This is a genomic window from Solibacillus sp. FSL R7-0668, from assembly GCF_038006205.1.
In the GTDB taxonomy this organism is placed as follows: Bacteria; Bacillota; Bacilli; order Bacillales_A; family Planococcaceae; genus Solibacillus.
The window spans coordinates 1,838,759-1,850,546 of record NZ_JBBOUU010000001.1; the positions used below are offsets into that span (position 1 = coordinate 1,838,759).

16 protein-coding genes are annotated in these 11,788 nt (G+C 36.9%); 9 read left to right on the plus strand and 7 right to left on the minus strand.

Translation table 11 applies throughout. The features are described 5' to 3' along the window. The first annotated feature begins 52 nt into the window (after positions 1 to 52). The 3 genes from MKX47_RS08900 to MKX47_RS08910 are packed head-to-tail and all read left to right on the plus strand — an operon-like array spanning position 53 to position 2,294. Complete coding sequence (locus tag MKX47_RS08900) at positions 53 to 790, plus strand: methionine ABC transporter ATP-binding protein (protein ID WP_340773157.1); 738 nt, start codon at positions 53 to 55, stop codon at positions 788 to 790. Further along, positions 791 to 1,453 carry a methionine ABC transporter permease gene (locus MKX47_RS08905; protein ID WP_340773159.1) on the plus strand — a complete coding sequence of 221 codons (663 nt, stop codon included), beginning with the start codon at positions 791 to 793 and terminating at the stop codon, positions 1,451 to 1,453. It begins immediately after the preceding gene. Positions 1,454 to 1,463: 10 nt separating this feature from the next. Next, entirely contained in the window at positions 1,464 to 2,294 is an 831-nt protein-coding gene (locus tag MKX47_RS08910; protein WP_340773162.1) for a MetQ/NlpA family ABC transporter substrate-binding protein, read from the plus strand. Between the two features lie 128 nt (positions 2,295 to 2,422). Here MKX47_RS08910 and MKX47_RS08915 read toward each other — a convergent pair whose 3' ends face one another. Continuing rightward, a complete protein-coding gene (locus MKX47_RS08915) occupies positions 2,423 to 2,626 on the minus strand; it encodes a hypothetical protein (protein ID WP_340773165.1) in 204 nt (67 codons plus the stop codon). A gap of 154 nt (positions 2,627 to 2,780) precedes the next feature. On the opposite strand from MKX47_RS08915, the gene MKX47_RS08920 reads away from it, so the two are divergent. The 3 genes from MKX47_RS08920 (at position 2,781) to MKX47_RS08930 (ending at position 3,853) form a co-directional block, all read left to right on the plus strand. Next, the gene (locus tag MKX47_RS08920) at positions 2,781 to 2,972 is read left to right on the plus strand and encodes a YfhD family protein (protein WP_340773167.1); all 192 of its coding nucleotides are present in this window, start codon (positions 2,781 to 2,783) and stop codon (positions 2,970 to 2,972) included. 30 nt (positions 2,973 to 3,002) lie between these two features. After that, complete coding sequence (locus MKX47_RS08925; RefSeq protein ID WP_340773170.1) at positions 3,003 to 3,146, plus strand: hypothetical protein; 144 nt, start codon at positions 3,003 to 3,005, stop codon at positions 3,144 to 3,146. 419 nt (positions 3,147 to 3,565) lie between these two features. Beyond that, a complete protein-coding gene (locus tag MKX47_RS08930; protein ID WP_340773173.1) occupies positions 3,566 to 3,853 on the plus strand; it encodes a hypothetical protein in 288 nt (95 codons plus the stop codon). Positions 3,854 to 3,989: 136 nt separating this feature from the next. Here MKX47_RS08930 and MKX47_RS08935 read toward each other — a convergent pair whose 3' ends face one another. Next, positions 3,990 to 5,180 (minus strand): M14 family zinc carboxypeptidase, encoded by a 1,191-nt coding sequence (locus MKX47_RS08935; protein ID WP_340773176.1) that lies wholly within the window; start codon positions 5,178 to 5,180, stop codon positions 3,990 to 3,992. A gap of 149 nt (positions 5,181 to 5,329) precedes the next feature. On the opposite strand from MKX47_RS08935, the gene MKX47_RS08940 reads away from it, so the two are divergent. Further along, entirely contained in the window at positions 5,330 to 6,079 is a 750-nt protein-coding gene (locus MKX47_RS08940) for a MerR family transcriptional regulator (protein WP_340773178.1), read from the plus strand. Next, positions 6,060 to 7,769: an ABC transporter ATP-binding protein gene (locus tag MKX47_RS08945; protein WP_340773181.1), complete on the plus strand. Its 1,710-nt coding sequence runs from the start codon at positions 6,060 to 6,062 to the stop codon at positions 7,767 to 7,769. Before MKX47_RS08940 ends, MKX47_RS08945 begins: the two co-directional genes overlap by 20 nt. A gap of 612 nt (positions 7,770 to 8,381) precedes the next feature. Here the strand turns inward: MKX47_RS08945 and MKX47_RS08950 are convergent. The 5 genes from MKX47_RS08950 to MKX47_RS08970 all read right to left on the minus strand — a co-directional run bounded on the left by MKX47_RS08950 (position 8,382) and on the right by MKX47_RS08970 (position 10,810). After that, a complete protein-coding gene (locus MKX47_RS08950; RefSeq protein ID WP_340773183.1) occupies positions 8,382 to 8,567 on the minus strand; it encodes a hypothetical protein in 186 nt (61 codons plus the stop codon). A gap of 585 nt (positions 8,568 to 9,152) precedes the next feature. Beyond that, entirely contained in the window at positions 9,153 to 9,620 is a 468-nt protein-coding gene (locus tag MKX47_RS08955; protein WP_340773184.1) for a GNAT family N-acetyltransferase, read from the minus strand. A 148-nt stretch (positions 9,621 to 9,768) separates the two neighbouring features. Further along, positions 9,769 to 9,945 (minus strand): asparagine synthase, encoded by a 177-nt coding sequence (locus MKX47_RS08960; RefSeq protein WP_340773186.1) that lies wholly within the window; start codon positions 9,943 to 9,945, stop codon positions 9,769 to 9,771. A 157-nt stretch (positions 9,946 to 10,102) separates the two neighbouring features. After that, on the minus strand, positions 10,103 to 10,522 hold the full coding sequence (locus MKX47_RS08965) for a ferritin-like domain-containing protein (protein WP_340773188.1): 420 nt from the start codon (positions 10,520 to 10,522) through the stop codon (positions 10,103 to 10,105). A gap of 15 nt (positions 10,523 to 10,537) precedes the next feature. Then, on the minus strand, positions 10,538 to 10,810 hold the full coding sequence (locus MKX47_RS08970) for a translation initiation factor 2 (protein WP_340773191.1): 273 nt from the start codon (positions 10,808 to 10,810) through the stop codon (positions 10,538 to 10,540). 204 nt (positions 10,811 to 11,014) lie between these two features. On the opposite strand from MKX47_RS08970, the gene MKX47_RS08975 reads away from it, so the two are divergent. After that, positions 11,015 to 11,602: a sigma factor-like helix-turn-helix DNA-binding protein gene (locus tag MKX47_RS08975; RefSeq protein WP_340773193.1), complete on the plus strand. Its 588-nt coding sequence runs from the start codon at positions 11,015 to 11,017 to the stop codon at positions 11,600 to 11,602. Positions 11,603 to 11,788 lie beyond the last annotated feature (186 nt).

Below are 11,788 nucleotides of genomic sequence, written 5' to 3' on the forward strand. Positions count from 1 at the left end.
AGTATACTAAAAAACATTGTGACAGCTTTTTGAACGACTAGGAGGCGCATCAATGATTAAACTTTGCAATGTTAGTAAGCAATATGACCATTTCAAAGCTATACATAACATTTCCCTTACAGTAAATAGTGGTGAAATATTTGGCTTAATAGGTCCTAGTGGTGCGGGCAAGTCTACACTTTTACGAGTGATGAATTTACTTGAAGTACCGACAAGTGGTGATGTCGTAGTTGCCAATCAAAATTTAACGACAAGTTCGCAAAAGCAGCTGCGCATTGCTCGAAAATCAATTGGTATGATTTTTCAGCATTTTAATTTATTGGCCAATAAAACCGTTTTTGAAAATATTGAAATTGCATTAGAACTTGCAGAATTCAATAAAAATGAACGAAGCGCTCGCGTTAAAGAATGCTTACAATTTGTCGGCTTAGAAACGATGGCTAGCCAATATCCGGCGCAATTAAGTGGTGGTCAAAAACAGCGTGTGGCGATTGCGCGTGCTTTAGCGACGAAGCCACAAATTTTGTTATGTGATGAACCAACTTCCTCACTGGATCCAACAACGACAGCAGAAATATTGGCTGTACTGGAAACAATTAATCGAACGCTAGGTGTGACGATAGTTATTGTCAGTCATGAAATGGATGTTATAAAAAGCATTTGTCAGCGTGTATGTGTGTTAGCGGATGGTGAAGTATTTGAAACTGTATCAATCGTGCCAACCGGAGTACCAAAAATCGATGCCAATCCACAAACATTTGTGCAAGAATTGATGAAGGAGGGGCGCTAAATGCCTGAGGTACTCATTCAATACCAGGCCGAAATCATAACAGCGATTTTCCAAACAGCTATTATGGTAGGTGTGTCCATTTTAGCGGCGATTTTAGTCGGTCTTCCCATAGGAACAGTATTATTTTTATCGAGTAAAGGGCACATACTTGAAAATAAGGCCTTATACAATTTGTTTAATTTACTCGTGAATATTATTCGCTCGTTTCCGTTTTTATTATTAGTTGTATTTTTAATTCCGTTTACACGTTTACTTGTTGGATCAGCGATTGGGACAGCAGCTGCCTGTGTACCATTGGCGATTATTGCCATTGCCCATTATGCTCGTTTAGTGGAGCAATCTTTGTTAGAAGTGCCTCGTGGCGTAATCGAAGCTGCCATTTCGATGGGGGCGACAGTAAAAGCAATTATTTTTAAATTTCTCTATGTTGAAGCGCGCTCAGGACTGGTGCTTGGGTTGACGACTTCAACGATTAGTTTTATTTCCTATTCAACAATTATGGGAGTCGTTGGTGGCGGTGGTATCGGGGATTTTGCGATTCGGTACGGCTATCAGCAATTTAAAACGGATCTAATGATGTATATGATCATCATTATGATAATTTTTGTGCAGCTGATTCAAATAATTGGAACGGCTGTAGCAAGAAAAATAGATAAACGTTAGGGGTAGTAATATGAAAAAACTAGTAATGCTTTTTGCCATGCTGTCAGTGTTCCTTTTAACTGCATGTGGTAATAATGATGCTGCGGACAAGAACAGCAAAGAGAAAGAGGCACAATCGGAAAATATGACACTTAAGGTGGCATCATTAATTCCACCAATGACCGATATTTTAGAAATTGCCAAGCCTATTTTAGCAGAACAAAACATCGACTTAGAAATTGTTGTGCTTGGTGACAATGTACAGCCAAATGCTGCACTGGCTGCTGGTGAAGTGGATGCGAACCTATTCCAACATCAGCCGTTTATGAAAGAATTCAATAAAGCAAATGGCTCAAATTTAGTTGCGATTCAACAAATTTATTATCCGAATTTCAGTATTTATTCAAAAAAATACGACAATTGGGAGGCGTTACCTGAGGGTGCAACATTAGCGATTGCCAATGATGCATCCAATATTGACCGTACGTTACAATTATTAGTGCAAAATAAGGTCCTGACTTTAGGTGAAAAACAAGATGCCTATTACACGATAAAAGATATTAAGGAAAATCCAAAAAACCTGCAATTTAAAGAAGTAGATTTATTAATGCTAGCGCGTATGTATGATGAAGCGGATATTGTCGCGATGTATCCAGCGTATGCCGCGCCATTAGGACTAACACCGAGTGCAGATGCGTTGTTACAGGAGCTTCCAGGAAATGATTTTGCTATTCAGCTTGTAACCCGTGAGGATAATCAAAATGATGAAGTTATTCAAAAGCTAAAAGAAGCCGTTACAAGCGAAGAAGTACGTCAGTTTTTAGAGGAAAATTTTAAAGAAACCTCCATTCCAGCGTTTTAACTGAAGCAATAGAGCTTTATTGACAATAATATGATTAGATTCCAGTGAATTGGCTGGTATGCGCTCGGTATTTTACGAAGGCACATACTAGCCATTTTTTTGTTTAACACGTCAATTGTTTGGGGAGTTTAAGTTTTATTAGATTGCTGATTTTTATCATGATTCGTTTTATTGTTTTTATTTTTTAATTTCGCATCGAATTCTTCAGCAAATTCTGCTGTATTGTCCTCAGGGTTACGATTGTGACTGGTTTTGTTATGATGTAATTCTTTATAAGTATTAAAGGGATTATGGGTCCTTCCATTTAACGTTTCTTTGCTATTTTTACTCAAATTTAGTCACCTCCTACATAGTAATTTGCGCTATATACGTGAATTTATGCCCACTTTTTTGAACATTAAATTTGTTAGGAATTATCGATTAACACTGATAAAAAATCGTTCCACGACCATATTAAGAATGATTTCATAAGAAAGGAGAATGGAAATGGGCAGAGACGATAGCGCGGGTAAAGGTACAAATAAACAGTCTTTACCACAAACACCAAAAAATCAAAAAATCGCACCAAATAAAATGAAAGAAGAAATCGCAAAAGAGTTTGATGCGTTACATCAGCTAGCGAAAAAGCCAAAAAATAATGCTGCTAAAAGAAATAGGAAACAGTCGAAAGAGGAATAATTAAACAGTTTGCATTGGAGGTAATATACGATGGCAAAGAAAAGTAAAACAAGCTTTAAAAAGAAAAAACAAGAAACGAAGGATACGAACAGACGAGAAGAATATGGAAAGGAATTTAATCAAGTAATTCATAATAATCCGAAGCAAGAAGTGACCAAACCGAGGGGAACATAAAAAATAGATAAACCCTTTAAAAAAGTGTATAAAAAATAAGGATGCGTCAATACTATTAAAGATTTCACTTCGAATCTTAATGACTAGGAGGGTTAACCCGATGAGTGCGAATGATCGTTTACTCTGAAGAACCATCAAAACTGAATGCGATTCATGCAAAGTTTTCTACGGAAAATTCATGCAGAAACGAGGCAGTGTGTCATGGAGGATTACAAGTAAGTGCTAATCAAACCCGGAATTAATTTTCCGGGTTTTTGCTTTTAAGGGATGTCATGAACGATTTATTGAACACTTTTTGGTCAGTGTAACAAAGTTCAAGGTTGGGTGTTTTTTTGATTTTCTCCACACAATGGTATGAATAGATTTTTCCCATTTATCAATACTATTGTTGAAACGAGATGGGAGAAGGGAGCGGTATAATGGCTAAAAAAAGAGCTGGTACACCAAGCTGGAAGCAAAATCATCCAAACACATTATTAACAAATTCTGTAGAAAGGTCAGAGCGTGCAGTAAAACAAGCGATGTCTCACCCTGAAGAATTTGCAGTTGAGCATGCCTTCAATTCGATAGAACGGACCGACAATGCACTTTACAATGCGGAACAACGTCAAGAACATGTAGAAATTGTAGAGCAAAATAAAGAAAAGCTATCACAGTTAAAGCAACAATTACAAGAAGTCGACGAAACGCTAAAAGACCTAAATTAAACCATAATAACCCCGTAAAATGACTACGCCCATAAGTTCGCTTGAAAATACTAGCTTCCTATGGTCCTAGCGACACAACGGGGTTGCTTTTATTCATGGATATGCATGATTTCATTTAATTGGAATCGTTGACTATCTACCAATCAAGAGCAACTAAAAAAATTCCTAACATTTCTTCGTAAATCTCATCGAATTGCGTAATAGGCAATGGATTGGTTCCTAGCCCTAACTCAACTGTATAGCCTGGTCTGCGCCAATCCTGAATAAACCAGTCTTTATAGCCAGCATAGCTATCAATTGTTTGAACAGGCTTATAGCCACTCACCCGCGCAAACTCATTTACTAACGGCTCTGATTCTGGCGGTTCTAACCCTTGGAATCCCCAATATATTTCTTGCCCTTGTGTATGTAAGGCTAATACTCGGGCGAAATTCATCTCTTTTGTTAACTTTGCCATTGCAATTGACTCCGGCTCGGATAGCGGTCGTTCTCCACCATAATCTCGTGGACCTGGCGTTTTTCGATTCCTTTCTCGCTCCAATTCCCATTCTGCAGGAAATTGATCATTCAAATCGACCCCATTCATATTCGCTTTCCAACCTGAAAAGTCGGTACGCCCATTATTCCATCCAATTAATTTTTTTTGGATGGTTTCATTTGCAGGAGGTCCATTTAGTACTAAATCGACCCCATCTGGATTTACCATGGGTACGATACTTAAATTCGTTTGCATGTACAATGGCAATGTATACAGTCCTCTTATCGGGCTACTATTTGTTAGCGATAATAAATAATCATTTAAAAATGTCATGACAATCGGTGTTGTAATCCATTCATTTGCGTGGAATGATGCATTGAAATGCACGTGTTTTTGACCATTTCCAATGAAAAGACCCGGAATAGTATTACTTAGAACAGAATTCCCAATGGATCTATTTAACAGAAATGGATATGTCATTTGCAACTTCTCAATGTCATTCATCATCGTGCGATAGTCATAATCTTGTTTTCCATTGACTACTCTCCAAGTTATACGAACAGGCAGTACGATGATTTGCCCAATATGCAACTGATTTGGATTTATTGTAGGATTCAGCAATAAAATGGCATCCGAGGGCATATTAATTCTTTGTGCAATCGCCCAAATAGAATCCCCACGTTGAATGGCATATGAATTTGTTACGTATCCCGGAATTTTGATAGGTTGCTGAGGCAATAGAGCTTGCGGATTTATATATGGATTTGAATCTACAATTAATTGAAGTGGAAGCTGGAAAACTTGGCTATAATACCACATGGAATCACCCGGTCTAATAAGAACGTCCAATTTTTTCCTCCTTATCATTCATCAATATATAAGTATATGATACGGATGAAAATGTATTAAGTATTCTTGGTTTTTTTGCAATCACATGACTTATTAGTTGAACCTGACGTAACGAGAGGTTTTATAATAAAGGAAGGGGGGTGACCAACATGTATTCAATCGGACAATTTGCAAAGAAAACAGGATTAACGATTCGCGCGCTTCGCTATTATGACGAAAAAGGATTGTTAACACCTGCGCATATTTCCCAAGGAGGGCAGCGGCTCTATAATGATGACAATATTTTAACCGTGCAAAAGATCGTTACATATAAATATTTGGATTTTACTATTGAGGAAATTAAAGCGTTGCTACATGAAGAAAATTCATTAATAGAGTCATTACAGCAGCAAAGGCACTTATTAGAGCAAAAAAGGCAGCAGCTCGATAAAGTCATTGCAAGTGTCGATACGGCAATTAAAATTCATGAAAAAATAAGCGTGATTGAGCCAACAATTTTTTTGCTCGTATTAAATAGCATATTGACAGAAGAGCAGCAACGTACGTATTTTGAACAATATTTACCATTGTCTGTTATCGATAAAATATACGGTGTACTGAATGATGATCTAATCGAATTAAATCGACAGTATATAGAGGTAGCGTATGCAATTAAATTGGCCAATAAGGAGCAAGCATCAGATGAACAGCTATTTGCGTTATTTCAGCAATTTTTAAATATTATACCAAGGCCGATTCAAATAGAAATTGCACAGGTATTTGCAGACGTGCAGATTGAGGAATTGGACGATTGGCTTTTTCCCTCACCATTCACAAAGGAAGAAGAGGAATGGGTCATGAAACAAATGGAGCGTTTACAAGTATTGGAGGTAGCATTCGATGAAGAAACAAGTTCTTGAGCTTTGGCAGCTAATGAAAAGGAGTAAGTTCCCGCATGGGTTGATTATATTTGTATTACTATTAGGGATAGTGGATACGGCAATAGGGTTAGTCATCCCACTGTTAACAATGGATTTAATTAATAATTTTTCAATTGAAGAATTTGCATGGACAACACTTGTAATTGTTGTAGCAGCACTTGTTTTACAAGCTGTTTTTAGCGGAATGGCTTACTTTTTTATGCGTATGCTAGGTGAGCGTGTCGTAGCAAATATGCGAAAGTATTTATGGGAACATGTACTGCATTTAAAAATCCCGTTTTTCGATTCGCATGAAACAGGTGATACGATGAGTCGCATAACGCAAGATACAAGCATTGTGAAAGAGCTAGTGACGAATCATTTAGTAAGCTTTGTGACAGGCATGTTCTCCATTATTGGGGCGGTCGGTATTTTACTATGGATTGATTGGAAAATGACGTTGCTAATGCTCGTTTCCGTTCCGCTAGCAATCATTGCAATGTTACCACTTGGTGCAAAAATGCATAAAATTTCTAAAGCCAATCAAGATCAGCTAGCTCGCTTTAGTGGACAATTAGGGCGTATCTTATCAAATATCCGACTTGTGAAGGCAACCCAAACCGAGGCGAAGGAAAATACAGAAGGCGAAAAAAGCATTGAGGCGCTGTATGGCTATGGTATGAAGGAAGCAAAAATTTTAGCCTTCCTATCACCCATTATGACCCTGATTATGATGGTTGTTCTTATATTAATATTTGGCTATGGTGGTGCACAAATTGCAGCAGGTCATATTTCGGCTGGGGAGCTTGTCGCAATTATGATCTATTTAGTGCAAATCATCATTCCCTTTACACAAATGGCGACATTCTTTACGGCATTACAAAAGGCACTGGGGGCAACGGAGCGTATTCAGCAGATGATACGTGAACCGATTGAACAATTTGAGGGTGCTAGCTTGCCAACGACATTACAGCCTTTGACGTTTAACGAAGTGGCATTTAACTATGGAGAGAAGTCAGTATTACAGAATATGAGCTTTACAATTCCGGCGGGAAAAACGACCGCATTTGTAAGTCAAAGTGGTGGTGGGAAAACGACGATGTTTTCATTAATTGAACGTTTTTATGAGGTTTCAGCAGGTGCAATTGAATATGGTAACAACAATATTGAAACGTTTGATTTAGCAAAGTGGCGTGGTTTAATAGGCTATGTTTCACAAGAGGCACCCTTACTAAATGGTACGATACGTGATAATCTTTTATACGGAAATCCACAGGCGAATGAACAACAATTAAAGGAAGCACTCATTGCCGCAAATGCCTGGGACTTTGTGAATAAGCTAAGTGAGGGGCTAAATACGCAGGTCGGTGAGAATGGTATTAAGCTTTCAGGTGGGCAAAAGCAACGATTAGCAATTGCACGCGCCATTTTACGCAATCCTCAAATTTTGCTACTAGATGAAGCAACTTCAAATTTGGATAATGAATCTGAACGAGAAGTACAAGCAGCACTAACTCATTTAATGAAAGGACGAACGACCATTGTTATTGCCCATCGATTATCGACAATAACAAATGCCGATCAAATACTTGTGTTTGAAGAGGGCAAGCTGTCTGGTAAAGGTACGCATGACGCATTGATTCAGCATCATGAATATTACAAGCAGCTTTGGCAAAGCGTTCATGTTTAAACATAGGATGCACCATCTATGAGTTTGAACAATATTGTGCAGAAAAGGGAGTGTCCGAGAAGTATTTCTGGGACACTCCCTTTGCGCCGAGGATGGTGAGAATTTATTCTGACCACCGCAGAAGCACCGCCTCAAGTGGATAATTAATAGATGAGGAGGCAACTGTCTAAAAAGTTTCGACTTTTTAGACAGCCCGTTTTTCTATTTCGACCAAAATTTTTTTAAAACCTTTGCAATAAAAACCAATCTTCGCTTTATAACATTAGGTTAGCATTAATGGTGGGGAATACCAAGTTATTGCTGCATTGTTTAATTAATAGATTATTATTATAAGTTGGAGATGACATACTGCTTTACTTAATAGCATTGGCGACTTTTGTATAGTTATAAATTCATTTTGCGGAATTTTCAGAATATATTGCGCGGGAAATAACTATAAAAAAGACCTGAGCAACCACTCAAGTCAGCAAAACTATACTTCTCTAGTATAGCACGTATGTTTGGTAAATACGAAAGAATTGAAGGAAAATAATCATTAAGGCGTTTTGGATTTGATGGGAATAATAACTTAATGAGAAATTTAATAAGATTTTATGTAAGGATAGAAGCGGATTATTTCCTAGAATACTTAAGCTTTTGAAGTTTTTTTGTTAGATATTGAACTTGCTTTTCCAATTCTTCAAGCCTACTTGCGTTCTTTTCATTGCTCATACTGGACTGATTTGCTTCTTCTATTGCCATAATCGCTGCAACTGTAGCCAGTCCGTCACCTAATGTAGAAATAATCCCTGCTAACACAGCAAGCTTAGCCGCATCACTTTCAACTTCAGAAAATAATTCATTTAATTACAAGGTGTTTTTATTTTAACTCAAATTAAGCCCTCCCTCTATAAATGTTGATATTTCAATGGTTTGAACCATTTTTAAGTACTCCAAAATATTTTTCAGCACGTATCTCTAACTTAGTTAACAACCTTTGGATCATTCCATAAGCGGTGTATGGGAATGTTCTTCAAAATTTTATACCCCTTTAATGAAATCAGCACCTAACCTATTTGAAAAAGGGATTTTTCTTCTTCTAGCAGCCCTTCCCATAGTCTATTCTATTTTCATTTATATGATTCAGTCATTATACTAAATGGCTGTTAGAGTTGCTGGAAGTAGGCAATCAGTAAAGACCCTTACAAATCAACACTTTTAGCGCTATAACATGAAACGAGGTGAAAGAAATGTAGATATCAGAAACAACGGGTGGTTACTTATCATTCCGACCATTATAAGAACAATTATGTTGAGGAAGGTGAAGCATTGTTAAAATTATTCTTTATATAACAATGCTCTATCTCAATTTTAGAGAGTAAAATTTAAATTAATTTCTACCAACTATTTCAATAAATCATATTTAAAAATATCGACGTTACCATTTTGTTCATCTTGAATTGTTTCAACGTGCTCCCAACCTCTTTTTTCATAATAGGTTGAAGTATTTTCGGTCTTTAAAAAAACTTGAGTATATCCCAATTTTTTCAAATGGTTTAGCAAGTAGTTTATTAATAAAAAGGCTATTTTTTTATTTCGATATGATGGTTCAACATATAACGATGCTAACCACGGTTTATATTGAGGTCTTTCTTTCCAATCATTTTCAAATACAGAAACTGTTCCTATACATTGACCATCTACATTCGCTAAAAAAGTAATTGGTAGGTCATTTGCATAAGTTTCTTTAAAGAAATCTACTATTTCTTCATATTTTTTCTTGCTACTTGTTGGTACAACAAATTCTTTATAGACCATTTTTGCAACATCTTCTATATGTTCTGGACGATTAACTAATAAATCGATATTCATAAATACCTCCTAATTTTAAATTTTTCTGAACTTATTTATATACGTATAGATACCATCAATTATAAACGATGTAAAAAAAGATTTATATACAGCTAAAGATTTTGGGTACAAAATTAAAAGAAGGGCACAAAATTGTGCCCTTCAACTACTAACGACGATGTTCTACAAGGTCAATGGCACCCAACACGATGTGTGCTAAACCGAATCCAAATACAGTGTGCGCAATCATGTTATTGGGACCACTTTTTTGCTTTAAAGCAATTCCGGCCGCAGTAACAGCTGAACCTAGAATAGTTGGGATTAAACCTTCACGAATGTTGTTCATAAAAAAAATCCCCTCCGTCGTAGTTATTTGGTGTTATCACACCACTATTACTATTTGCTAATAATCGTGATGTATGCATAAAAAAAAGACTCAAGCACAAGCTCGAGTCAGCAAAACTATACGTGTTCATTATAGCACGAAAGAGAAGGAATATTAACTAATGATGATTCATGAAATATAAAAACCATACAGCATGATTTTGTTCATCTGAAGCATTCGAACGAAATTCGTTACTGACATATGGAATATTAGTTTCTCTAGCTACCCGATGGTAAAACTCCACTGCATCTTGCTCGTCATGAAACGCGGTAATAACGCCATTTTTAAAATCAGTTGGTAATGCCTCGGTTATTTGAGGAGAAGGTTGCTGTCCTGTGAGACATGTGAAAATGTATGAAAACCCATGGTAATGACGCATCTCATCTTTTCTAATTTCAAGAATACGATTTCTAATTTCATCATTGGGAGCAAGTCGGGCTAAATGTTCGTAAAAGTGTATAGCATTATATTCACCATTAAGGGCTTTCGTGAGGTCCGTCACTATGTTACCAGACAATAGTTGTGAAACGTATTGCAAATAATCACGCCTTTCTTAACGAATCATTTTTTTTATTTGTTTTAATTCCCTTATCAAATAGTCAATCTGCTCTTGTATGGATTCTGCCTGTTTTAACTGATCATACGGGTTTTGTGAGCTTTGATTAGATGACTTTTCCAATTCTTTCAGGGCAAGCCCTGCAGCTAAAGCACTTAAACCATCTCCAAGTGTAGCGATAGATGCTCCAATAAAAGCAAGTTTAGCAATTTGAATATCTATTGAGTCAGAGGCTTGATTGGACTTATTTTTATTATCATTAATGGGCACATCCCCCTCATATAAACGAATGTAAAAATTGCTTTAACTACAATATATGCAGAACGTATACGAAATTTACAAAAATAAAGCATAAAGGATTTAACGGTATTTTTAAGGCTATAAACAAATAAAAACCGCAGCGAGTACAAGCGCTACGGTTTCCTTCTCTTGCTATATAGGTGACAACTAATTATAGCATAAGGGGGCAATCTTATGTATTTCGCAGATTTATTAGAAGAGTACAAGCAGTTGTTGAAACAAATGAGGTCTGAGGGCGTTACAAGCGGTGGGATATACAGTGAGGTTAAACATGCTATCACATGGATGGAAACAGGATATGACCCAGCGGAGTATCGGGCAGCTACTCGTGTTGATGCTTACCCTATGGATCCGTATCATATGCAGACATATTTGGCTTATGTAAATGATGATGATATGTTGATGCCGGAGTTTTTAGTGCCGGTGAAGGAAAAAATTGAAGAACATTTCACAGGTGTAGTAGAGGAAAATCCGGAAGAATGGCAGGACTTTAAAGAATTTATGAGACGTGATTTCAATATAACGCTGAAAAAGGGAAATGAGCGAAAGGCTAAAATAAACGGGCCTTTAAAAGGATTGACGAAAGATGAAAGAGCCGTATTTGTAGCCATTGAAGCGGAATTAATGTCGTTCAGTAAGGTTGCTACGATGCTGGGTGTTAGTAAGAGCACGGTGCAGAGTTATTATGAGCGAGCTTGTCGTAAGATTCGTTGCAATGTGGCGAATGGTACGCAGGGAAGTTTATTTAATGAGATTGCATAAATAATTTAAGGAGTGGGTAGGAGCTGCTGTATTAAGTGCTACTACTTATTATATTGTAAACGAACAAGGAAAAAACACCTTCAAGCAAATTGAAGCACAACTTAATAGCACTATTAAGCAAGTAAATGACGCTGATACAAGGGAACGTGAGCGTATATATTTAAAATACCAGTTAGATGTTATCGA

Excerpts from the sequence above, each read along its gene's own strand:
- MKX47_RS08900 (WP_340773157.1), top strand. The coding sequence starts at position 53 with ATGATTAAACTTTGCAATGTTAGTAAGCAATATGACCATTTCAAAGCT.
- MKX47_RS08905 (WP_340773159.1), top strand. The coding sequence starts at position 791 with ATGCCTGAGGTACTCATTCAATACCAGGCCGAAATCATAACAGCGATT.
- MKX47_RS08910 (WP_340773162.1), top strand. The coding sequence starts at position 1,464 with ATGAAAAAACTAGTAATGCTTTTTGCCATGCTGTCAGTGTTCCTTTTA.
- MKX47_RS08920 (WP_340773167.1), top strand. The coding sequence starts at position 2,781 with ATGGGCAGAGACGATAGCGCGGGTAAAGGTACAAATAAACAGTCTTTA.
- MKX47_RS08925 (WP_340773170.1), top strand. The coding sequence starts at position 3,003 with ATGGCAAAGAAAAGTAAAACAAGCTTTAAAAAGAAAAAACAAGAAACG.
- MKX47_RS08930 (WP_340773173.1), top strand. The coding sequence starts at position 3,566 with ATGGCTAAAAAAAGAGCTGGTACACCAAGCTGGAAGCAAAATCATCCA.
- MKX47_RS08940 (WP_340773178.1), top strand. The coding sequence starts at position 5,330 with ATGTATTCAATCGGACAATTTGCAAAGAAAACAGGATTAACGATTCGC.
- MKX47_RS08945 (WP_340773181.1), top strand. The coding sequence starts at position 6,060 with ATGAAGAAACAAGTTCTTGAGCTTTGGCAGCTAATGAAAAGGAGTAAG.
- MKX47_RS08955 (WP_340773184.1), bottom strand. The coding sequence starts at position 9,620 with ATGAATATCGATTTATTAGTTAATCGTCCAGAACATATAGAAGATGTT.
- MKX47_RS08960 (WP_340773186.1), bottom strand. The coding sequence starts at position 9,945 with ATGAACAACATTCGTGAAGGTTTAATCCCAACTATTCTAGGTTCAGCT.
- MKX47_RS08975 (WP_340773193.1), top strand. The coding sequence starts at position 11,015 with ATGTATTTCGCAGATTTATTAGAAGAGTACAAGCAGTTGTTGAAACAA.